The sequence below is a fragment of the Achromobacter veterisilvae genome (assembly GCF_037619525.1).
In the GTDB taxonomy this organism is placed as follows: Bacteria; Pseudomonadota; Gammaproteobacteria; order Burkholderiales; family Burkholderiaceae_B; genus Achromobacter; species Achromobacter veterisilvae.
Genome location: NZ_CP148753.1, coordinates 5,004,563 through 5,025,554, shown reverse-complemented (window position 1 = coordinate 5,025,554; position 20,992 = coordinate 5,004,563). Strand labels below are relative to the sequence as shown.

Here is a 20,992-nt window from a genome sequence, read left to right as displayed (position 1 = left end):
AGGGACGGAGGCGGCCGCCGCTGCGGCCGCCTCCGGGCATCAGGCTTCGCTCTGGTCGATTTCTTCCAGGGAACCCTGGAGTTCCAGCCACTGTTCTTCCAGCTCGTCCATGCGCTTGCCGTGTTCGCCATGTTCGGCCATGACCTTCTGCCGTTCGGCGCGGCGCGCGTCCGAATACAGATCCGGGTCGGCGATGACGGCGTCCAGCGCATGCAGCTTGGCGCGCAGTTTTTCCATTTCGGCATCGACCTTGGCGAGCCTGGCTTCCAGCGGCTTGCGCAGGGCGGACAGGCGCTGGCGCTGTTCGGCCTCGGCGCGGCGCTGCGCCTTGCGGTCGATCACCGGTTCGCCGCTGGCCGCACTTTCGCGCGCCGCCTCGGCGCGTTCGCCCGCGTTGCGGGCGGCCAGCCAGTCCCGGTAGTCTTCCAGGTCGCCGTCGAACTCGCGCACCGCGCCGTCCGCCACGATCCAGAAGCTGTCCACGGTGGTGCGCAGCAGGTGGCGGTCGTGCGACACCAGCAGCATGCTGCCGCCGAAGTCCGCCAGCGCGGTGGCCAGGGCCTCGCGCGTTTCCACGTCCAGGTGGTTGCTGGGCTCGTCCAGCAGCAGCAGGTTGGGCTTCTGCCAGACGATGAGCGACAGCGCCAGGCGCGCCTTTTCGCCGCCGGACATGGGGCCGACCTTGCTCGTCACCGTGTCGCCCGAAAAACCGAAGCCGCCCAGGTAGTTGCGCAGTTCCTGTTCGCGGGCTTCGGGAGCCAGGCGCGCCAGGTGGGCGATCGGCGTGCTGTCCACGTCCAGCATGTCGAGCTGGTGCTGGTGGAAATAGCCGATCGCCAGGCCGCGCGACGCGCGGCGTTCGCCGGCCTGCACGGGCAGCTCTTCGGCCAGCGTCTTGATCAGCGTGCTCTTGCCGGCGCCGTTGGCGCCCAGCACGCCCACGCGGCTGCCCGCCCGCACCATCAGCGTCACGTCGCGCAGGATGGGCACGGCGCGGCCGGCCTCGTCCGTGTAGCCCGCCGACAGGTGTTCCAGCGTCAAGAGCGGGTCGGGCACCTGCTCCGGCGAGGGAATGCGGATGTCGATGCCCGCTTCGGCCTGCAAGGGCGCCAGCACCTGCATGCGCGCCAGCGCCTTGACGCGGCTCTGCGCCTGCTTGGCCTTGGACGCCTTGGCCTTGAAGCGGTCGATGAAGCCTTGCAGCCTCGCGGCTTCGCGCGTCTGGCGTTCGTAGGCGATGTTGCCCTGGCGCAGGCGTTCGGCGCGCTGCGTCAGGAAGTCGCCATAGCCGCCGCGATAGCGCACCAGCTTGGCGTGGTCGAAATGCAGGATGGACTTGGCGACCGCGTCCAGGAACTCGGTGTCGTGGGAGATCAGCATGACGGTGCCCGGATAGGCGCCCAGCCATTTCTCCAGCCACAGCATGGCGTCCAGGTCCAGGTGGTTGGTGGGCTCGTCCAGCAGCAGCAGTTCGGACGGCGCCATCAGCGCGCGGGCCAGCGCCAGGCGCATGCGCCAGCCGCCGGAAAAGCTCTCCACCGGCTGCATCCATTCGGCGGGCTTGAAGCCCAGGCCGGCCAGCAACTGCTCGGCGCGCGAGGCCGCGCTCCAGGCGCCGGCTTCCACCAGCGCCGCTTCCACTTCCGCGATCTGCGTGCCTTGCTCGTCGGCCAGCGCCGCGCGGCGCGCCTGCAGTTCGCGCAGGTGGACGTCGCCGTCGATGACGAACTCGCGGGCGGGACGTTCGTCCGCCTCGAGTTCCTGCTTCACGCTGGCGATGCGCCAGCCGGCGGGCATGGACAGCGTGCCGGCGTCCACGTCCAGGTCGCCCGTCAGCAGCGCGAACAGCGTGGACTTGCCGGCGCCGTTCTTGCCGACGATGCCCACGCGCTCGCCCGGGTGCACGACGAATTCGGCGCCGTCCAACAGCACTTTCGTGCCGCGGCGCAGGGTCAATCCAGTAGCGCGTATCACAGGGTCAATTGCTCGCGGGTAAGCAGCAGTAGCTGGTCGGAGGCCGCTTCCGTGTCCAGCCATACCGGAGACAACTGCGGGAAGGCGGCTTCGAAGAAGTCGCGCTCGTGGCCGATCTCCAGCACCAGCACGCCCTCTTGCGACAGGAAGCGCGGGGCGGCTTCGAGGATGCGGCGCACCAGGTCCATGCCGTCGCCGCCGCCGGCCAGCGCCAGCTCCGGTTCGTGGCGGTATTCCTGGGGCAGGGCGCTCATGGAGCCGCTGTTCACGTAGGGCGGATTGCAGACGATGACGTCGTACTGGCGCGCGGGCAGGCTGTCGAACAGATTGCTTGCATGCAGATCCAGCCGGTCGGCCAGCCCGTAGTCGTCGACATTGCGGCGCGCCACGTCCAGCGCGTCGGGAGACACGTCCACCGCGTCCACGTGGGCGTAGGGGAACGCCAGCGCCGACAGGATCGCCAGGCAGCCCGAGCCGGTGCACATGTCCAGCACGTTCTCGACGGCCAGCGGATCCTGCACCCACGGCGACAGGCCTTCGTCCAGCAGTTCGGCGATGGGCGAGCGCGGCACGATGACGCGTTCGTCCACGTAGAAGCGGTGGCCGCGCAGCCAGGCCTCGTTGGTGAGGTAGGCGGCCGGCACGCGTTCGGTGACGCGGCGGTCGATCAGGTCCAGCACGCGGTCGCGCTCTTCGCCGAGCACGCGCGCATCGAGGAACGGATCCAGCGTGTCCAGCGGCAGGTGCAGGGCATGCAGCACGAGATACACGGCCTCGTCCCAGGCGTTGTCGCTGCCGTGGCCCAGCGCCACCTGGGCGGCGTTCAGGCGCGAGACGCCGTAGCGGATCAGGTCGCGCAGGGTCAGCAGTTCTAGGCGGGGGGATGGATGCATGGCTGGTTTTCTTGATGAGGCCGCCCCTCGGGAAACAGCATTTCACGAGGGGCGGGGCGCCCGCGCGGCAAGCGCGGGACGGGGTTACGGCTTGGCGGGCAGGAGGTTTTCCAGCGTGCGCCGATAGATGTTCTTCAGCGGTTCGAGCGAGGAAATCTCGATACGCTCGTTGACCTTGTGGATCGTGGCGTTGCACGGGCCGAACTCGATCACCTGCGGACAGATCTTGGCGATGAAGCGGCCGTCGGACGTGCCGCCGGTGGTCGACAGTTCGGTCGTCACGCCGGTTTCGTCCTTGATGGCCGACGACAGCGCTTCGCTGAGCGAGCCGCGCGGCGTCAGGAAGGGTTCGCCGCCCAGTTCCCAGTCCAGTTCGTATTCCAGGCCATGGCGGTCCAGCACTTCATGCACGCGCGCCTTCAGGTCTTCCGGCGTGCTGGCGGTGGAGAAGCGGAAGTTGAACAGCGCCACCGCCTCGCCCGGCACCACGTTGGTGGCGCCCGTGCCCGAGTTCAGGTTCGACACCTGGAACGTCGTGGGCGGGAAGTACTCGTTGCCCCGGTCCCATTCGATGCCGACGATCTCGGCCAGGGCCGGCGCCAACTGGTGGACGGGATTGCGCGCCAGGTGGGGGTAGGCCACGTGGCCCTGCACGCCCTTGACCGTGAGCTTGCCCGACAGCGAGCCGCGGCGGCCGTTCTTGCAGATGTCGCCCAGCACGTCGCCCGAGGTGGGCTCGCCGACGATGCAGTAGTCCAGTTGTTCGCCGCGCGCCTTGAGCGCGTCGCAGACGATGGCGGTGCCGTCGATCGACGGGCCTTCTTCGTCGGACGTGATCAAGAGCGCGATCGAACCGCCGTGCTGCGGGCGGGCCGCCACGAATTCCTCGGCCGCCACCACGAAGGCGGCGATCGAACTCTTCATGTCGGCCGCGCCGCGGCCGTACAGGTAGCCGTCGCGTTCGGTGGGCACGAACGGGTCGCTTTCCCACTTTTCGCGCGGGCCCGGAGGCACCACGTCCGTGTGGCCGGCGAACACGGCCAGCGGCGCGGCGGTTCCGCGCCGCGCCCACAGGTTGGTCACGCCGCCCTGGGCGATGGTTTCGCACTTGAAGCCGATGCGTTCCAGGCGCGCGGCGAGCGTGGCCTGGCAGTCTTCATCGGCGGGCGTCACCGACGGGCGGGCGATCAGGTCCTTGACCAGATCCAGCACGCCGGAGGCCGGCGCGGACGCGGATGTGCTCATCAGGCCCTCAGCAGATCGTTGATGCTGGTCTTGGCGCGGGTCTGCGCGTCGACCCGCTTGACGATGACGGCGCAGGCCAGGCTGTGCGTGCCGTCGGCCGACGGCAGCGAGCCGGGGACCACGACCGAGCCCGAAGGCACGCGGCCGTAGGTGATCTTGCCCGTGGCGCGGTCATAGATCTTGGTGCTTTGCGACAGGAACACGCCCATGGCCAGCACCGAGTTCTCTTCCACGACCACGCCTTCCACGACTTCCGAGCGGGCGCCGATGAAGCAGTTGTCTTCGATGATGGTGGGGTTGGCCTGCAGCGGCTCCAGCACGCCGCCGATGCCCACGCCGCCCGACAGGTGCACGTTCTTGCCGATCTGCGCGCACGAGCCGACGGTGGCCCAGGTGTCGACCATGGTGCCTTCGTCCACGTAGGCGCCGATGTTCACGTAGGAGGGCATCAGCACCACGTTGCGGGCGATGAAGGCGCCGCGGCGGGCCACGGCCGGCGGCACCACGCGGTAGCCGCCCTGCTTGAAGGCGTTGTCGCCGTATTCCGAGAACTTGAGCGGCACCTTGTCGTAGAACTGCAGCGGGGCCTGGCCCATGATGGCGTTGTCGCTCAGGCGGAACGACAGCAGCACGGCCTTCTTGATCCACTGGTGCACGACCCAGTCGTCGTTGATTTTTTCGGCGACGCGCAAGCGGCCCAGATCCAGGCCGTCGATGGTGCGCTCCACCGCTTCGCGCACTTCGGCGCTGGCGTCGGCGGGCGACAGGTTGGCCCGGTCGTCCCAGGCTTTTTCGATGGTGGTCTGCAGGTCGAGAGTCATAGCGGCTCAGCTTTTAAGGGTTGATCAAACAGAAGTATGTACAAAATGGGCGATGCGTTCGGCTGCCTGCACGCAGTCAGCCAAAGGCGCCACCAAGGCAATGCGGATGCGGCCCTGGCCGGGATTCACGCCATGCGCTTCCCGCGCCAGGAAACTGCCCGGCAGCACGGTAACACCAGTCCGGCCGTAAAGGTCGCGCGCGAAGGCCGTGTCCGACCCGGGCGTGGCCGCCCACAGGTAGAACGAGGCTTGCGGGCGGGACACGTCGAGCACGTTCTGCAGGATGGGCACGACTGCGTCGAACTTTTCGCGGTACAGCCGGCGGTTGTCCTTCACGTGCGCTTCGTCGGTCCAGGCGGCGACGCTCGCCGCGGACACGAGCGGGCTCATCGCGCTCCCATGATACGTGCGATACAGCAGGAAGCGGCCGATCAGGGCCGCGTCGCCCGCGACGAAGCCGGAACGCAGGCCCGGCACGTTGGAACGCTTGGACAGGCTGGAGAACGCAACCAGGTTGCGGTAGTCGTTGCGGCCCAGGCGGCGCGCCGCCTGCAGGCCGCCCAGCGGGGGATTGCCTTCGTCCAGGTAGATCTCGGAATAGCACTCGTCGGAAACGATCGCGAAGCCGTGGCGGTCGGAGAGTTCGAAGAGCGCCTTCCATTCGTCCAGCGACATGACGTTGCCCGCCGGATTGCCGGGCGAGCACACGAAAACCATGCGCGCCTGTTTCCAGACTTCCGCGGGAACCTGGTTCCAGTCGCTGCCGAAATTGCGCAGCGGGTCGGCATTCACGAAGTAGGGCGTGGCGCCGGCCAGCAGCGCGGCGCCTTCGTAGATCTGATAAAACGGATTGGGGCAGATCGCCACCGAGCCCGCCGATGGGTCGATCACCGTCTGCGTGAACGCGAACAGCGCCTCGCGCGAGCCCAACACCGGCAGCACCTGCGTTTCCGGGTCCGGCGCGGGAATGCTGTAGCGGCGCGCCAGCCACTCCGAAATCGCCCGGCGCAGGGCCGGGTCGCCCTTGGTGGACGGGTAGACGGACAGGCCGGCGAGATTGTCGCGGATGGCCTGCCCGATGCGCTCCGGTGCGGCGTGCTTGGGCTCGCCGATCGACAGATTGATGGGCGTCAGGCCGTCCGGCTGCTGGGCGGCCGAAGCCAGCAAAGCCCGCAGTTTTTCGAACGGATAGGGGTGTAGGGCATCGAGGCGCGGATTCATGACGCAAGATTTTAACAAGCAAGCTACAATAGCGGGCTTGGCTTTGCGAAGGTGGCGAAATTGGTAGACGCACCAGGTTTAGGTCCTGACGCCGTAACAGGTGTAGGGGTTCGAGTCCCCTCCTTCGCACCAACTCATTAAAGCCGTTGGTTGTTTTCCGGTGGATCGGGCTTTTGCCACCGGCCTTCTGCTCCAGGATTGTGCGCAAGCATTTTCTTTGGAATCAACGGTTTATCGGGAAAGGCGAGTGGTTTGGGCACTGGCGGGGCATGGCTTCGCGGTCCTCGAACCACTCGCGCCGATCCTTCCCGCCAGGCCCCTCCCGCGCCAATTCCCAGCTTGACCCTCCAGATCTGACCCCCGGATCGGCCTCGCCCGGTCCGCGGCCGGCGCGCGCCCAGCCCGCCCGCGGTCCGCGGCTTAGGGGTATACGCCAGTGCGAAGATCGCAAGTTTTGGGATATCTTCGCGCTCTTCGGTGGATGCTTGCCCATAAAACAGCACTCTAAGGAGGGCCTTCCATGGCGCTCAAGCACGCTGCATTTCTGGATGTCATCGATCTTCGGACCCCTCGCCGCGAGTACGGGAAGACTGCCGTCGCCGGCCTGGCCTTCCCCTCCGCGTTCCTTGCGAGGTGAGCCGTGCATGAACTGCTGGCCGACTGGTGCGAAATGCTGAATGCGCTGCTGCGGGACGTGGCCAATACCCACGCCACGGCGGAAGCGCGCGACAGCGCGCTGCGTCACGCCCACCGGCATTCCTGTCAGGCCCCGATCTGTTTCCGGATGTCCGGCGCGACGATCGGCCTGCTGGCCGAAACGCTGAACTGCGCCGTGCGCGCTTCCTGCGCCAGGCACGACAACGGCGCCTGGACGCTGGCGCTGGAGCAGGCCTACGCGCAGTTCCTGCAATACCTGATCCGCGACGCCGAGCGCTGGTCCAGCAGCGGCCCGGAGGGGGACGCGGCGTGCTGCCCGCCGCCTTCCGCCCATACGGGCCGGCCCGCTTAGCTCGACGCGCGGGCTGCGCCGCGCACGCGCCGTTTGTCCGTCCTGGCCTCGGTATCGCGGCCTTGCTCGACATCCTGCTGGATGGCGGCATGGACCTTCGCGCGGCTCGCTTCGATCCGGTGCGCGCACGACCAGCCGCGCTGGCTGGCGACGGCAAGCTTGCGGTCCAGTTCCTGGTGCCGGCGGCGCTTGCTTTCGGTGGACATGGTGTTGAGTTCCTGATCGGTGATTAGCCGCATGTGACGCTCCTTGAGTCGGTCGATGGGGTGTGTTGGCCTCTTGACGGGTTTGCACGAAGACAGTCCTCGCGGCGCGAACGGCCGCGAAAGACGGGAAACGGAGAAAGAAGGGGGGAGGGAAGCCGGGCGGCCGATTCCGCAGGGAATGGCCGCGGCTAGTCGCTACCGCATGGCGGCGGACGCAATCGCGCTTGGGATGTGCGGGAAGAAGAGGAGCGGCAAGGCGGCATCGAGCCGTGCCGCGTCAGGCGTCGACGGCACCCGCTTGTTGCGATGAAGAGGATTCATGTCCTGGACATCAGACACCGCGCGCACTCCTACGCGGACGCGGCCGCAAGACTGCGCGCGGCCGGCCGGATGAGGCCCCGCGTGGCGGGGCCCCGTACTTTCGAATGGCCGTAGTGTGCCCGTTTAAATATATATTGCAAGCCGACGGGCCTCGCGGGCCGCGAAGGCCCGCCTGCTCTCGTCCTTACGGCCGATCCCCGAACGCTCCCGGCGACGTTACCTTGCTTGGGGCAGGGATGCCCGCGCCTGGCCGCGCACAAGGAATGTCAAGATTTGCATTGCTTTAACGTCGCCGTCCCCGCCTCGCGATACCGTTGGATTTTCGTTTTTCGGGGGTTGAAATGTATTCGCTATCGAAACGCTGCGGCGCGGAGTTCTTCGGCACGTTCTGGCTGGTATTGGGCGGCTGCGGCTCCGCGGTGCTGGCGGCCGGTTTTCCGGAACTGGGCATCGGCTTCGCCGGCGTGGCGCTGGCTTTCGGCCTGACGGTGCTGACGATGGTGTTCGCGGTGGGCCATATTTCCGGGGGGCATTTCAACCCGGCGGTCACGGTGGGCCTGGTGGCGGGCGGCCGTTTTCCGGCCAGGGAAATCGTGCCCTACGTCATCGTCCAGGTCCTGGGCGCGATCGCGGCGGCGGCGGTCCTGGCGTGCATCGCGAGCGGCAAGCTGGGGTTCGACCTCAAGGGCAGCCATTTCGCGGCCAACGGCTATGGCGCGTATTCGCCCGGCAAGTATTCGATGGCGTCCGCGCTGGTGGCGGAAATCGTGCTGACCGCGGGGTTCCTGTTCGTGATCCTGGGCGCCACCAGCAAGCGCGCGCCCGCCGGTTTCGCGGGGATCCCGATCGGACTGGCGCTCACCCTCATCCATTTGATCAGCATCCCGGTCACGAACACGTCGGTCAACCCGGCCCGTTCCACCGGGCCCGCGCTGTTCGTGGGCGGCTGGGCGCTGGAGCAACTGTGGCTGTTCTGGGTGGCGCCCATCGCCGGCGCCATCATCGGCGCCATCGCCTACCGGCTGGTGAGCGATCCCGCGAAGGAAAACGCCTAGGGCGGGGGCGCGGGGGCGCAAGGCGGGCGAAAACGGGGCGTTTCCGGGGAGCGGGCGATAATAGGGCCGAGCCGACCGCGCGGGCGGCGGCTCTCCGGGCCCCTCCGGGAAGAACAAGAAACACGCAGCGTCCCATGAGCCAATTCTCCATCGCCATCCACCTCACGCTCGCCATGCTGCTCGGCGCCGCCGTCGGCCTCGAGCGCCAGTGGCGGCAGAACTACGCGGGCGTCGTCACGCACGCCCTGGTCGCCCTGGGCGCGGCCGCCTACACCGCCTTGCCCGCGTTGCTGGGCGCCAGCAGCGACATGCGCCTGGGCAGCCAGGTCGTGACGGGCATCGGCTTTCTGGGAGCCGGCCTGATCATGCGGGACGGCCTGACCATCCGGGGCCTGAGCGCCGCGGCCACCATCTGGGCCACCGGCGCCGTGGGCGTGCTGGCCGGCTACGGATTCCTGGCCGAATCCGGCGCGGTGACCTCGCTGATCCTGGTGACCAACGTGCTGTTGCGCAGCGGCGCCAGGCTGATGGACCGCTACGTGCCCGACGCGGAAACGGAAGAGCGCTACTACAACATCGCCCTGACCTGCGCGTCGGCCGACGAAGCCCTGATGCGGGCGGAACTGCTGAACGCCCTGGGCAAGCACAGCCTGCGCCTGCGCGGCGTGGAAAGCCAGCAGCGCGACGGCGGCCGCTCGGAGGTGACCGCAGTGGTCTATTCCATGCGCCAGGAAGACGAGCGGGTGGAAAAGCTGGTGGGCAGCCTGAGCCTGCTGCCGCAGACGTTTTCGGCGAGCTGGACGTCCGATACCGGCAATGCCTGATTCCCGGGCAATCAGGACGCCGTAAGTCCGATCTCAATACGCTTGCAGGCCGTACTCCGGATTTCGAGCACAGCCTGTGACCACTTCTTCCTCCGCCGCCGCGCCGGCCGCTCTTGCGCACTATGACCGGGCCACCATCGTTTTCCACTGGCTGACGGCCCTCCTGGTGGTCGGCCTGTTCGCGCTGGCGGAGGCCTGGGGGTTCCTGCCGCGCGGCACGCCCACGCGGCGCCTGCTGCAATCGCTGCACATTTCGTTCGGGCTGCTGTTCGCCGCCGTGTTCGTGCTGCGCGCGGCCTGGCGCCTGAGCGCGGGCAGGCGCCTGCCGCCGGCCACCACCGGCTGGTTCCGCATCGCCAGCACGGGCGCGCACGGGCTGCTGTACGCGCTGATGGCGGCGCAGATCGTGCTGGGCTTCCTGTTCCGCTGGGCGCAGGGCGAGCCCTTCGCCTTCTTCGGCCTTTTCGACGTGCCCACCCTGATCGCCATCGACCGCGAGCGACGCCATTTCATCGGCGGGCTGCACAACACCGTGGCGTGGACGATCGTGATCCTGGCCCTCCTGCATGCGCTGGCGGGGCTTTTCCACCATTACCTCCTGCGCGACGGGGTGCTGCGCCGCATGCTTTCAAGCCGCTGAGCCCGGGAGGGACGGCGCGGAGAGCGATGCGCGGGCGGGCAGGTTGTACATTACGCACTGTCACCTGCTTCATTTCTACAGGATTCACCCGCCATGACCGCCCCAGAAGTCGTTATTTCCCCCTCGATCAACTGCGCGAACGATCGTCCCTTCGTGCTGTTCGGCGGCATCAACGTGCTGGAATCCCGGGACCTGGCCCTGCGCGCCTGCGAGGAATACCAGCGCGTGACGCGCAAGCTGGGCATCCCCTACGTTTTCAAGGCATCCTTCGACAAGGCCAACCGTTCCTCCATCCATTCCTACCGCGGCCCGGGGCTGGAAGAGGGGATGAGGATCTTCGAAGCGGTCAAGAGCACCTTCGGCGTGCCGGTCATCACCGACGTGCACGAGCCCTGGCAGGCCGCTCCGGTGGCCGAGGTCGCCGACATCCTGCAGTTGCCCGCCTTTCTGGCGCGTCAGACGGACCTGGTGGTCGCGCTGGCCAAGACGCAGCGCGTGATCAACATCAAGAAGCCGCAGTTCCTCAGCCCGGGCCAGGTGCTGAACATCGTCGAGAAGTTCACCGAGGCCGGCAACGACAAGCTCATCCTGTGCGACCGCGGCACCTGCTTCGGCTACGACAACCTGGTCGTGGACATGCTGGGGTTCGGCGTGATGAAGAAGGTGTCCGGCGGCCGTCCGCTGATTTTCGACGTGACGCACGCCCTGCAGCAGCGTTCGGCGCTGGATGCCGCGTCCGGCGGCCGCCGCGAGCAGGTGGCCGAACTGGCGCGCGCCGGCATGGCGGTGGGGCTGGCGGGCTTGTTCCTGGAGGCCCATCCCGATCCCAGGAACGCGAAATGCGACGGCCCCAGCGCCTTGCCGCTGGACAAGCTGGAGCCCTTCCTGACCCAGCTCAAGCGGCTGGACGACTTGGTGAAATCCTTTGCTCCGATCGACATCGAACCCTGACCCCGGCGGTCATAACGGCTGCGTCGAGTTGTTATACGATCCAGGCAAACATTAGGGAGGCCTGGATGTCTTTGTACGTGATCGTCGCCGTTCGAAAAGAGCCCGTCAGCGGGCACGTGGCCTATGTGCGCTGGGGCCAGGCCGAACGCGGAGTGCCGGGGTGGGTCACCGAGCCGGTGACGGCGGCGGCGTCCGAGGTCATCGAGCTCATCAAGGGCGGGGCGGAGGTCGAGACCGCCATCAGCCTGGACGGCATGAGCGTGGCGTCGCGTCCGGTGCGCGTGCTGGTCGACGACGACGGGCGCGAGCATCTCGCGTCAGTGCCCGTCCCCAGTTCCACCTTGCATACACTGTTCGACCTGCCGGAGTTCTGATCCGGCGCCGGCCGTCAGCGCCGGCCTTGCGCGAAGTTCTGCAACGCGTCTCCGGCGAGGCGGTAGCGCACCCATTCATCCTGCGGCAACGCCCCGATCGACCGGTAGAAGTCGATGGCGGGCGTGTTCCAGTCCAGCACGCTCCATTCCAGCCGTCCGCAACCCTTGGCCACCGCGTCTTGCGCCAGATGGCGCAGCAGGTCGCGGCCGGCGCCGATGCCGCGGTGCTCCGGCGTGATGTACAGGTCTTCCAGGTAGATGCCGTTCTTGCCCAGCCAGGTCGAATAGCTGTAGAAATAGACGGCGTAGCCGATGGCCTTGCCGTCCAGCAGGCACATCAGCGCCCTGGCCGGCGCGCCCTCGGCGAACAGGGTGCGCCGGACGTCGTCGGCGCTGGCGATCACCTCGTGGGCGGCGCGCTCGTACACGGCAAGCTCGGTAATGAAGGCATGGATCTGGGCCGCATCCGAAGGGGCGGCGGGGCGGATTTCGATAGTCACGGATACTTCCTGTTTTCTGGGACGCCTATCCTACCTGTGAATGCCTGGCCTTGCCGGGCGCGCCGCGCGGCCGTATCGGGAATTCCCTTACTTGCGCGCCGGACGGCGGGGCGCGATTCTTGGGCAGGATCCTGCCCTCGTGTCTGGATGGCTACAACAGAGGACGTCCTCTATGCCTGAGCCTGGCCCTGCCTCCGCCCATGCGCCTGCCGCAAGGCGCAAGGGGCGCCGCCTGTCGTGGATTTGGCTGGTGCCCGTCATTGCGGTCTTGGGCGGGTTGTTCCTGGTGGTGCGCGTCTGGATGGACGCGGGCCCCACGGCCACCATCAGTTTCCAGACCGCCGAAGGGCTGGAGGCCGGCAAGACCCAAGTGCGCTACAAGGAGGTCAACGTCGGCCTCGTCGAGCGCGTGGCCCTCAATCCCGACCGCTCCGGCGTCATCGTGACGGTGCGGCTCGACAAGGACGCGAGCGGCCTGCTGCAGGAAGGCACCCAGTTCTGGGTGGTGCGGCCCCGCCTTACCCTGAGCGGCGTGTCCGGCCTGGGCACCTTGCTGTCCGGGGCCTACATCGGCATGGATCCGGCCGCCCTCGGCGGCAGGCAAGACGCGCGCCTCGCGTCCAAGTCCGCCTTCGTGGGCCTGGAAATCCCGCCCGAGGTGACGCAGGACCGGGCGGGCAAGCGCTTTACGCTCAAGGCCCGCGACCTGGGCTCGCTGGATGTCGGGTCACCCGTGTACTACCGGCGCATCCCGGTGGGGCAGGTGGTGGGCTATCGCCTGGACGGCACCGGCGAGGGCGTCGACGTGCAGGTGTTCATCGACGCGCCCAATGACGCCTACGTCAACCGCGCCACGCGATTCTGGAACGCCAGCGGCGTGGATTTCAGCGTCGACGCGCGCGGCCTGCAGATGCGTTCGCAGTCCCTGCTGTCGGTGATCGTGGGGGGCGTCGCCTTCGATACGATCGAACAGCGCGAACGCGTGGCGGCCAAGGCCGACGCGGAATTCGTCATCTTCCCGTCCGAGGGCGCCGCGCGGGCGCAACCGGACGGCGTGCCGCTGCGCATCCGCATGCGCTTCGACCAATCGGTCCGCGGCCTGGTGGTCGGGGCCCCCATCGACAGCTACGGCGCCGCCATCGGGCAGGTGGATTCCATCGGCCTGGAGCTGGACCGGACGACCAACCGCTTCTATGCGGTGGTGGGAGCCACGCTCTATCTCGAGCGCCTGGGCGCCAAGACCATGGGCGAGATCAAGGAATATTCCGGGTCTTCGCTGGAGCATCCCAGCGGAAAATTGCTGACCTCGATGATCGAACAGGGCATGCGGGCGCAACTGCGCATCGGCAATCTGCTGACCGGCCAGTTGTACGTCGCCATGGCGATGTTCCCGGATGCCAAGCCGGTGTCGTTCAAGATGGAGGACACGCCGTTGATTCCGACGGTCCCGAACAACCTGGACCAGTTGCAACAGCAGGTCAACAGCATCCTGGTGAAGCTGGACCGGGTGCCGTTCGACGCGCTGGGCGCGGAACTGAACAATCTGCTGCGCGGCACGGCCAGCCTCGTGAAGCGCCTGGACACCCGCCTGGCGCCGGAGGCGCAGGCCATGCTGCGGCAGGCCAGCCGATCGCTGGCCGCGGTCGGGGGCGTGCTCAGCCCCGACGCCGATCTGCCGGCGAGCGCGGACGCGGCCTTGCAGGAGCTGGCGCGCGCGGCCAGGTCGCTGCGGGAACTGTCGGATTATCTGCAGGCCTATCCCGACGCGCTGCTGCGCGGCCGCGCGCAGGATGCTCCTTCCGCGCCGCGCCAGGGCTCCTCGCGTTGAAGAGCGGCTTGCGCGGCACCGGGGCGATCCGGCGGGCACGGCGCTTGCTGCTGGATCGCGCGGCCTGAACGCCGTCGCTCGCGGCAACGGCGGGGCGTCCGAGAGGGACAGAGCATGGACCATAGTGAAATGATGGCGCGCATGATCACGCAGCCCGTCGCGCCGGGCAGATTCGACCGCTGGGATGGCATTCTTTCCGCCTATGCGGATTGCCTGATGGACGTGCAGGCCAAGTTGTCGGACGCGGACATCAGGCGGTTCCTGGACGTGGGCGCGCTGGTTTTCCGTACCTGTTGCCAGGAAGAGGCGCGGCAGCGCTGGACCGCCGAGGAAATGGCGATGTACCACCGCAAGCGTCCGTTCGGCGCATAGGGCGGATCGGAACCCGCTGTTTCAGAAGAGGCAGTGCCGCAGCGCGAACTTGCGCCCGAAGGCGCGGACCTCGTCGCCGTCCACCGACGCCGTCACGTCCCAGTGATCGCCGCGGGTGACCAGGATGGACCGGCTGGAAACGAGGTGCCGCAGGGCGAAGCGCCAGAACTCGGCCTCGGAACCCATCGGTTCGAGATCGTGGGGTCCGATCAGGAGCCGGGCGGGGCGGGGCGTCGCGCCCAGCGTCCACCGCAGGGCGATCGCCAGGAACGCGAAACGCGCCGACAACGACGATGGCTGGACGCACAGCACGCGGATTCTGTTGTTCATGGCCGGACCCTCTCCAGGTAAGGCCAGCGTAGCAAATGCCCCCCCGCGCTTCCATACCCCCTTTGGCGGATTCCGGCGCGGCGCGGCGGAAACTTCATTGCCGCCGCAGGCCGCGCAGCAGCAGGTCCAGCGCCTGCAGCGCCTGCGCCAGCCGCGATCCGTCCTCGGGGTCCTCGGCGATCCAGAAGGCGCTTTCGGACAGGCTGCCGCTGATCAGCCGGGCAAGCGCCGAAGGCGCCGCCCCTTCGATGGCGTTCTCGTCCATTACCCGCCGCAGCAGCGCGCCCAGCGACGCGAGGCACCGCCGCTGGTCGGCGTCGGGAGCGGGGCCCAGCACGGCCCGCGCGTCCTGCAGCACGATGCGCCGGATCTCCGGTTCCGCCGCCATCTGGAGGTAGGCGCGGCACCGCTCGCGCAAGGCGGTCCAGGCGTCGGGCGCCCGCGCGGAAACCGCATCCAGGCGCTGGTCCATTTCGCCGTCGATCTGTTCGACCACCGCGGCCAGCAGGCCTTGCTTGCCGCCGAAGTGGTGATACAAGGCGCCGCGCGTCAGGCCGGCCGCGGCCGTGAAGTCGTCCATGGACGTCGCCGCGTAGCCCGCCTGCCGGAAGGCCCGCCGGGCGGCGGCCAGCAATTTTGCGCGAGTGGTTTCGATCATCTCGGCGCGGGAACGGGGCATGTCGTCCTCCTGGGACATACGGGGCGTATGTAAATTGACATACGTAATGTATGTGAATACGATTCCGTTGTCCACACGATCCAAAGGTTCCAGGTGTCCAATCCGTATCGCGAGCTGTTCAGGGCGCCTGGCGCCATCGGTTTCGTGCTGGCCGGGGCGATCGCGCGCCTGCCCTTGCCGATGATAGGCATCGGCATCATCACGATGCTGTCCGACGTGCGCGGCGCCTACACCCTGGCGGGCGCCGTGGCGGCGACCTTCGCGCTGGCCACGGCCTTGCTCGCGCCCCGCATTTCGCGCCTGGTCGACCGGCACGGCCAGGGCAGGGTGCTGCCCGTGGCGGCGGGCCTGTGCGTGCTGGCGCTGGCCGGCCTGGCCGCCTGCGTGCGGTGGCATGCGCCGGACTGGGCGCTGTTCGTCTGCGCCGCGCTGGCGGGCAGCCTGCCCAGCATGCCCGCGATGATACGCGCGCGGTGGACGGAGATTTTTCGCGACAGGCCGGAGCTGCGCACGGCCTATGCGCTGGAGTCGGTGGCCGACGAACTGAGCTTCATCGTCGGGCCGCCGCTGTCCGTGGGCCTGAGCGTCGTGTTTTTCCCTGAAGCGGGTCCGCTGACGGCGGCGCTGCTGCTGGCGGCCGGCGTCACGGCCTTCGTGCTGCAGCGCGCCACGGCGCCCGCGGTGCGGGCCGGGCGGCAGGGACGCGAGGCGTCGGTGCTGCGCATGACCCTCATGCGGTCCCTGCTGGCGATGATGGCGGCCATGGGCGTGATCGTCGGCACCATCGACGTTCTGAGCGTCGCCTTCGCCCGGCAACAAAACATGCCCGCCGGCGCCAGCCTCGTGCTGTCCGCCTATGCGCTGGGCTCCTGCGTGGCGGGCCTGGTGTTCGGCGTCCTGAAATTCCAGGCGCCGCTCGCGCGCCAACTGGCCGTCGCCGCCGCCGTGACGGCGTTCACGACGGTTCCCCTGCTGCTGGTGAGCGATCTGCTGGGGCTGTCCCTGGGGGTATTGCTGGCCGGCCTGTCGTTCGCGCCGACGATGATCATCGCGATGGCCCTGGTGGAAAGCCATGTGCCGGAACACCGCCTGACGGAAGGACTGACCTGGCTGGTCACGGGGCTGGGCGCGGGCGTCGCGGCGGGGGCGGCGCTGGCGGGCTGGGTGGTCGACCATCATGGCGTGCGCGCGGGCTTCTGGACGGCCGTGGGCGCGGGGGCGGTCGTGCTGCTGGCCGCCTTGCCGGCGGCGCGCCGCCGCGGCGCCGGGCGCGTCGGCGCCTGAGGGGACGCGCGGATAGAATGGCGGATCGGCGCACCATCAGGAGCAGGCCATGTCCAGGACCGTCATCAACCCCGATACCGTGTTCGACTCCGTGCAATACGGTTTCAGCCAGGCCGTGATCGTCACGGGGCAGCGGCGCATGCTGTTGTCCGGGCAGGTGGGCGTCGACGCCAGCGCGCGCACGGTGGGGCCCGGGCTGCAAGAGCAGACCGCGGCGGCGCTGGACAACGTCGAACGCGTGCTTGCCGCGGCGGGCGGCACGCTGGCGCAGGTGATCATGCTGCGCATCTATATTTGCGAGACGGCGCGGGAAGACCAGGAAGTGATCGCCCAGGCGCTGCGCGACCGTTTCAGGAAAGACCCGCCGCCGTCGTCCTGGATCGTGGTCAGCGGCCTGTCGCTGCCGGAATGGCTGATCGAGATCGAAGCCGAGGCCATGCTGGACTGCTGAGCCGGGCAGGCCCTAGGGCTTGTCGCGCCAGGGAGGCGTGGAGAAGGCCGCGCGCAGGTGGGCCAGGAACCCCGCGGTCCGCGCGGGAAGTTCCTGCCGCGACTTGACCAGGGCCACGATGTTCGCCTGCGGCAGGCTCCAGCCGGCCAGCAGGGGCACCAGCCGGCGCGCGCCCACGTGCGCCGCCACGTCCCATTCCGAGCGCACGATGATGCCGTGTCCGGCCAGCGCCCATTCCACGGCGGTTTCGCCGGCATTGCTCGACAGCACCGGGGACACGCGCACGCCGACGGCGGGGCCGCGGCCCTGCTTGAACCGCCACAAGGTCACGTCTTCGTCGTTTTCGCGCAGGGCGATGCAGTCGTGCCCTCGCAGGTCTTCCGGCTTGGCGGGGGCGCCGCGGCGCGCCAGGTAGGCGGGCGACGCGCACAGGACCCGGCGATTGGGCGCCAGCGGGTAGGCGACCAGCGTCGAATCGCGCAGTTCGCCGATATGCACCATGACGTCCCAGTCGTCGGCGGCAAGCCGGGGCGGGCCGTCGGAAAGCAGGAGGCTGGCCGTGACGTTTTCGCTGTGCTGGCGGAATTCCGCGACCAGGCCCGCGACGTAGCGCTGGCCGAACCCCAGCGGGGCGATGACGCGCAGGTGGCCCGCCACCACGCCGCGCCTGCCCGCCAGTTCATCCGCGAGATCGCCCAGTTCGCCGCAGATCTGCTCCGCCCGCAGCGCCAGCAGCCTGCCTTCGTCGGTCAGCGCCGTGCCGCGCCCGGACCGATTGACCAGCCTCACGCCCAGCCGCTTTTCCAGCGCATGCAGCCGCTGCGTGACGGCCGGCGGCGTCACGTCGAGCGCGCGCGCCGCCTCCGCCAGCGAGCGGGTGGCCGCCAGGCTCAGGAAGAAGCGCAGGTCGTCGGTGGTAATCATTCAGGCTTGCCTTAATCGATGATTAAGCAGCCATTAAACACGCGGGGCGGGCGCCGCGCCATACTCCGTCCATGCGGACGCCGGGCAATCCGGCGTCCTTTCGCGATACGCCATACCGAGGCCCCCATGACCGAAGCGACCGCCGCCCCGTCCTCCGTGGACACCCTGGACACGCCCTGCCTGCTGCTGGACGAAACCCGCATGACGCGCAACATCGAACGCCTGAACGCCTTGATGGCGGGGCACGGCGTGCAATTGCGTCCCCACCTGAAGACGCCCAAATCCATCGAAATCGCCCGCCGCCTCATGTCCACGCCGCAGGGGCCCGCGGCCGTTTCCACCCTGCAGGAAGCCGAGCAGTTCGCGGCGGCCGGCGTCACGGACCTGCTGTACGCCGTCGGCGTGTCGCCCTCCAAACTGGACCGCGTTCTGGCGCTGCGCCGGCGCGGCGTCGACCTCACGGTGGTGGTCGACAGCATCGACGCGGCGATTGCGGTGGCGCGGCGAGCCCGGGAGGCCGGCGACGCCATCCCCGCCTTGATCGAAATCGATTGCGACGGCCACCGCGCGGGCGTGCAGCCCGGCGACACCGGACAATTGCTGGCCATTGCGCGCGCGCTGCACCAGGAGGGCGCGTGCCTGCGCGGGGTCATGACGCATGCCGGCGAATCCTACGGCTGCGACAGCGTCGAGGCGATCGCCGACATGGCCGAACAGGAGCGCCTGGCCGCCGTCACCTGCGCCCAGGCCATCCGCGCGGCCGGCCTGCCGTGCCCGGTGGTCAGCGTGGGGTCCACGCCCACGGCCCATTTCGCGCGCAGCCTGGAAGGCGTGACGGAAGTCCGCGCCGGCGTGTACGTATTCTTCGACCTGGTCATGGCGGGGCTGGACGTATGCTCGGTGGACGACATCGCGGCCACCGTATTGACGACCGTGATCGGCCATCAGCCCGACAAGGGATGGATACTGGTCGACGCCGGATGGATGGCCATGTCGCGCGACCGGGGGACCGCCAGACAGCGGGTGGACCAGCTATATGGCCTGGTCTGCGACGCGGACGGCAAGGTCTATCCCGACGTGTTGCTGGCCGAGACCAACCAGGAACAGGGCATTATCAAAGTGCGTCCCGGCAGCGGCGCCGTCCTGCCCGACCTGCCGCTGGGCGCGAAGCTGCGGATCGTGCCCAACCACGCCTGCGCCACCTGCGCGCAGCACGATGCCTATGAAGTCGTGCGCCCCGGGGCGCCCGGGGTGGTGGCCCGCTGGGAACGATTCCGCGGCTGGTAGGGCGCGCTTTACGAGGATGCAGGCATGGAAATGATCCATACGCACAAGGCCACGCCGCCGGCGGGCCATTATTCGCAGGCGGTGCGCGCCAACGGCTTCGTATTCGTCTCGGGGCAGTTGGGGTTCCTGCCGCCCGCGGCGCCCGGCGAGCGGCCCGCGCTCGCCAGCGGCGCGGCCGGCCAGGCGCGGGAGGCGCTGCGCAACCTGAGGGAGATCCTGGAGGCGGCCGGCTCGTCGCTCGCCGCCGTCGCCAGCGTGACGGTGTACATCCCCGACGTGGGGCTCTGGGACGAAGTCAACCAGGTCTACGAGCAGTGCTTCGGCGGGCACCGCCCCGCGCGCGCGATCGTGCCCACGCGCGAACTGCACCACGGGGCGCTGGTGGAGATCAGCGCGATCGCCCTGGGCTGACCGTTTCAATAAGAAATATCACGTTTCTTATAGCCGAAGTTAGGTAGCAAGATTTTTCCCACCATCAGGCCAAAACCGCCGCGCTGGAGCGCGGCGGCAACGGCGCCTGCGCGCCTATATCATGGAATTTATCCATGGTTCCATGTACTTAGCGTTGAAATAGCGGCCAACAAACGGCTCATATCTGGGTCTCGGGTTCCGGCTCTGCTTATACAATTTGAATTGTATTTTGTATAGAAAGTAGAAAATCGTGAACCTCGCAGGACGCCGTATGACCTTCCAACCGCCTTTCCGCATGGCACGGCCCATTCCGTCCTTGCCTGCATTGCCCTTTTCCCGGCGCGCCACGGCCCTGGCGCTTGCGGCCGCGTGCCTTGCCCCTTGGCAGGGCGCCGCGGCGGCGCCGCCGCCCGCCTCGAATGCCGCCCAAATCGCCGCGCTGAAAGCGGCCCAGGCGGAATACCGCAAGGAAGTCGAGGCGCGCGGCGCCAACGCCGTCGCGCTGGGGCAGACCGCGTCCATCCTGCTTCTGGACACCGAACTCGGAACGGTGGGCCAGCGCCAGGGCGAATTGCGCAACATGCCGGACAAGGGCGGCCTCTGGGTGCGCGGCACGGGCAGCAATTACAAGGTCGAAACGGCCAACGCCAGCCGGTTCGGCCAGGACGCGAGCGCCATCTCGGTCGGCGCGGATTACGCCTGGACCGCCAGCTCGGCCAAGGTCTACCTGGGGGCGTTCGTCGGGCTGTCGCAGTCCGAACAAAACGCGGAATACGGCACGCGCGGAAAGATCGACAGCCGCTATGCGGGCATTTATCTGTCGTACGTCCACGACAACGGCCTGTATGTCGACGTCGTGAACAAGGTGGGCCGGATCGACCAGGACGTGCGGTTCGACCTGCCCCTGGACCGCGGCACTTATTCCGACGGCGTGTCGCACACGACCTACAGCGGCAGCGTGGAACTCGGCTATCACTGGCGCCTGGCGGACCGGTGGTTCATCGAGCCGCAGCTTCAGGGCATCTACAGCCGCAGCAGCCAGACCTCGATCGAGGGGCGGGCCGGCCTGCGCGCCGGGCGCGACTTCGGCCTGGCCGGCGGCGGCACGCTGCAACCCTACGCCAAGGTGTCGTACTTGAAGCAGTTCTCGCACGACGACACGGTGGGTTTCGGCGATTCGAGCTACGACGTAGCGCTGCCTGGAAACCGCTGGCAACTGGGCGGCGGCGTGGCGGTGGCGTCGGGACGCCATCGGGCCTTCGTGGATCTACAGTACGGCCGCGGCGCGAGCGTCAGCCAGGAAGTCACCGCGAACATCGGCTACAGCTTCCGCTTCTGATTCCCGCCGGAGCCGGCCGCGGGCGGGCGCCGCCCATGGCCCGCGCCTATAAT

23 protein-coding genes and 1 tRNA gene are annotated in these 20,992 nt (G+C 68.3%); 14 read left to right on the top strand and 10 right to left on the bottom strand.

The window, feature by feature from the left end:
- Positions 1 to 39: 39 nt before the first annotated feature.
- The 5 genes from WHX56_RS23275 to dapC all read right to left on the bottom strand — a co-directional run bounded on the left by WHX56_RS23275 (position 40) and on the right by dapC (position 6,154).
- Positions 40 to 1,974: an ABC-F family ATP-binding cassette domain-containing protein gene (locus WHX56_RS23275; RefSeq protein WP_338879133.1), complete on the bottom strand. Its 1,935-nt coding sequence runs from the start codon at positions 1,972 to 1,974 to the stop codon at positions 40 to 42.
- A complete protein-coding gene (prmB, locus tag WHX56_RS23270; RefSeq protein WP_338879132.1) occupies positions 1,971 to 2,867 on the bottom strand; it encodes a 50S ribosomal protein L3 N(5)-glutamine methyltransferase in 897 nt (298 codons plus the stop codon). Before prmB ends, WHX56_RS23275 begins: the two co-directional genes overlap by 4 nt.
- Before the next feature lie 84 nt (positions 2,868 to 2,951).
- Positions 2,952 to 4,112: a succinyl-diaminopimelate desuccinylase gene (dapE, locus tag WHX56_RS23265; protein ID WP_338879131.1), complete on the bottom strand. Its 1,161-nt coding sequence runs from the start codon at positions 4,110 to 4,112 to the stop codon at positions 2,952 to 2,954.
- Positions 4,112 to 4,933: a 2,3,4,5-tetrahydropyridine-2,6-dicarboxylate N-succinyltransferase gene (gene dapD, locus WHX56_RS23260; protein WP_129239461.1), complete on the bottom strand. Its 822-nt coding sequence runs from the start codon at positions 4,931 to 4,933 to the stop codon at positions 4,112 to 4,114. Before dapD ends, dapE begins: the two co-directional genes overlap by 1 nt.
- A 24-nt stretch (positions 4,934 to 4,957) precedes the next feature.
- Positions 4,958 to 6,154 (bottom strand): succinyldiaminopimelate transaminase, encoded by a 1,197-nt coding sequence (gene dapC, locus WHX56_RS23255; RefSeq protein ID WP_338879130.1) that lies wholly within the window; start codon positions 6,152 to 6,154, stop codon positions 4,958 to 4,960.
- 45 nt (positions 6,155 to 6,199) lie between these two features.
- Here dapC and WHX56_RS23250 point away from each other — a divergent pair.
- Both WHX56_RS23250 and WHX56_RS23245 read left to right on the top strand, forming a co-directional pair.
- Positions 6,200 to 6,286, top strand: a tRNA-Leu gene (locus WHX56_RS23250).
- Positions 6,287 to 6,794: 508 nt separating this feature from the next.
- Positions 6,795 to 7,163: a hypothetical protein gene (locus tag WHX56_RS23245; RefSeq protein WP_129239463.1), complete on the top strand. Its 369-nt coding sequence runs from the start codon at positions 6,795 to 6,797 to the stop codon at positions 7,161 to 7,163.
- On the opposite strand, the gene WHX56_RS23240 is transcribed toward WHX56_RS23245, so the two are convergent.
- Entirely contained in the window at positions 7,160 to 7,402 is a 243-nt protein-coding gene (locus tag WHX56_RS23240) for a toluene tolerance protein (RefSeq protein WP_129239464.1), read from the bottom strand. The two genes, WHX56_RS23245 and WHX56_RS23240, sit on opposite strands and share 4 nt — an antisense overlap.
- A 629-nt stretch (positions 7,403 to 8,031) precedes the next feature.
- Between WHX56_RS23240 and aqpZ the strand changes: the two genes are divergently transcribed.
- The 5 genes from aqpZ (at position 8,032) to WHX56_RS23215 (ending at position 11,534) form a co-directional block, all read left to right on the top strand.
- A complete protein-coding gene (gene aqpZ / locus WHX56_RS23235) occupies positions 8,032 to 8,745 on the top strand; it encodes an aquaporin Z (RefSeq protein WP_129239465.1) in 714 nt (237 codons plus the stop codon).
- A 134-nt stretch (positions 8,746 to 8,879) separates the two neighbouring features.
- Entirely contained in the window at positions 8,880 to 9,569 is a 690-nt protein-coding gene (locus WHX56_RS23230) for an MgtC/SapB family protein (protein WP_129239466.1), read from the top strand.
- A 76-nt stretch (positions 9,570 to 9,645) separates the two neighbouring features.
- Positions 9,646 to 10,209, top strand: a complete 564-nt coding sequence (locus WHX56_RS23225; protein WP_338879129.1) for a cytochrome b — start codon at positions 9,646 to 9,648, stop codon at positions 10,207 to 10,209.
- 93 nt (positions 10,210 to 10,302) lie between these two features.
- Positions 10,303 to 11,160 carry a 3-deoxy-8-phosphooctulonate synthase gene (gene kdsA / locus WHX56_RS23220; RefSeq protein ID WP_129239468.1) on the top strand — a complete coding sequence of 286 codons (858 nt, stop codon included), beginning with the start codon at positions 10,303 to 10,305 and terminating at the stop codon, positions 11,158 to 11,160.
- Positions 11,161 to 11,225: 65 nt separating this feature from the next.
- Complete coding sequence (locus tag WHX56_RS23215; RefSeq protein ID WP_129239469.1) at positions 11,226 to 11,534, top strand: carbohydrate isomerase; 309 nt, start codon at positions 11,226 to 11,228, stop codon at positions 11,532 to 11,534.
- 14 nt (positions 11,535 to 11,548) lie between these two features.
- On the opposite strand, the gene WHX56_RS23210 is transcribed toward WHX56_RS23215, so the two are convergent.
- Positions 11,549 to 12,034 carry a GNAT family N-acetyltransferase gene (locus tag WHX56_RS23210; RefSeq protein WP_287755838.1) on the bottom strand — a complete coding sequence of 162 codons (486 nt, stop codon included), beginning with the start codon at positions 12,032 to 12,034 and terminating at the stop codon, positions 11,549 to 11,551.
- Between the two features lie 172 nt (positions 12,035 to 12,206).
- Here WHX56_RS23210 and WHX56_RS23205 point away from each other — a divergent pair, with 172 nt between their 5' ends.
- Positions 12,207 to 13,862, top strand: a complete 1,656-nt coding sequence (locus tag WHX56_RS23205; protein ID WP_338879128.1) for an intermembrane transport protein PqiB — start codon at positions 12,207 to 12,209, stop codon at positions 13,860 to 13,862.
- Between the two features lie 114 nt (positions 13,863 to 13,976).
- On the top strand, positions 13,977 to 14,234 hold the full coding sequence (locus tag WHX56_RS23200) for a hypothetical protein (RefSeq protein WP_129239472.1): 258 nt from the start codon (positions 13,977 to 13,979) through the stop codon (positions 14,232 to 14,234).
- A 21-nt stretch (positions 14,235 to 14,255) separates the two neighbouring features.
- Here WHX56_RS23200 and WHX56_RS23195 read toward each other — a convergent pair whose 3' ends face one another.
- Positions 14,256 to 14,564: a hypothetical protein gene (locus WHX56_RS23195; protein ID WP_338879127.1), complete on the bottom strand. Its 309-nt coding sequence runs from the start codon at positions 14,562 to 14,564 to the stop codon at positions 14,256 to 14,258.
- Between the two features lie 94 nt (positions 14,565 to 14,658).
- On the bottom strand, positions 14,659 to 15,243 hold the full coding sequence (locus tag WHX56_RS23190) for a TetR/AcrR family transcriptional regulator (RefSeq protein ID WP_338879126.1): 585 nt from the start codon (positions 15,241 to 15,243) through the stop codon (positions 14,659 to 14,661).
- 93 nt (positions 15,244 to 15,336) lie between these two features.
- Between WHX56_RS23190 and WHX56_RS23185 the strand changes: the two genes are divergently transcribed.
- Complete coding sequence (locus WHX56_RS23185) at positions 15,337 to 16,527, top strand: MFS transporter (RefSeq protein ID WP_338879125.1); 1,191 nt, start codon at positions 15,337 to 15,339, stop codon at positions 16,525 to 16,527.
- A gap of 49 nt (positions 16,528 to 16,576) precedes the next feature.
- Positions 16,577 to 16,978 (top strand): RidA family protein, encoded by a 402-nt coding sequence (locus WHX56_RS23180; protein ID WP_338879124.1) that lies wholly within the window; start codon positions 16,577 to 16,579, stop codon positions 16,976 to 16,978.
- A gap of 12 nt (positions 16,979 to 16,990) precedes the next feature.
- On the opposite strand, the gene WHX56_RS23175 is transcribed toward WHX56_RS23180, so the two are convergent.
- Entirely contained in the window at positions 16,991 to 17,902 is a 912-nt protein-coding gene (locus tag WHX56_RS23175) for a LysR family transcriptional regulator (protein ID WP_287755244.1), read from the bottom strand.
- A 126-nt stretch (positions 17,903 to 18,028) separates the two neighbouring features.
- Here WHX56_RS23175 and WHX56_RS23170 point away from each other — a divergent pair, with 126 nt between their 5' ends.
- The 3 genes from WHX56_RS23170 (at position 18,029) to WHX56_RS23160 (ending at position 20,939) form a co-directional block, all read left to right on the top strand.
- Positions 18,029 to 19,189, top strand: a complete 1,161-nt coding sequence (locus WHX56_RS23170; protein ID WP_338879123.1) for a DSD1 family PLP-dependent enzyme — start codon at positions 18,029 to 18,031, stop codon at positions 19,187 to 19,189.
- Between the two features lie 24 nt (positions 19,190 to 19,213).
- Positions 19,214 to 19,600 carry a RidA family protein gene (locus tag WHX56_RS23165; protein WP_338879122.1) on the top strand — a complete coding sequence of 129 codons (387 nt, stop codon included), beginning with the start codon at positions 19,214 to 19,216 and terminating at the stop codon, positions 19,598 to 19,600.
- A 271-nt stretch (positions 19,601 to 19,871) separates the two neighbouring features.
- Positions 19,872 to 20,939 carry an autotransporter outer membrane beta-barrel domain-containing protein gene (locus tag WHX56_RS23160; RefSeq protein ID WP_338879121.1) on the top strand — a complete coding sequence of 356 codons (1,068 nt, stop codon included), beginning with the start codon at positions 19,872 to 19,874 and terminating at the stop codon, positions 20,937 to 20,939.
- Positions 20,940 to 20,992: the final 53 nt, after the last annotated feature.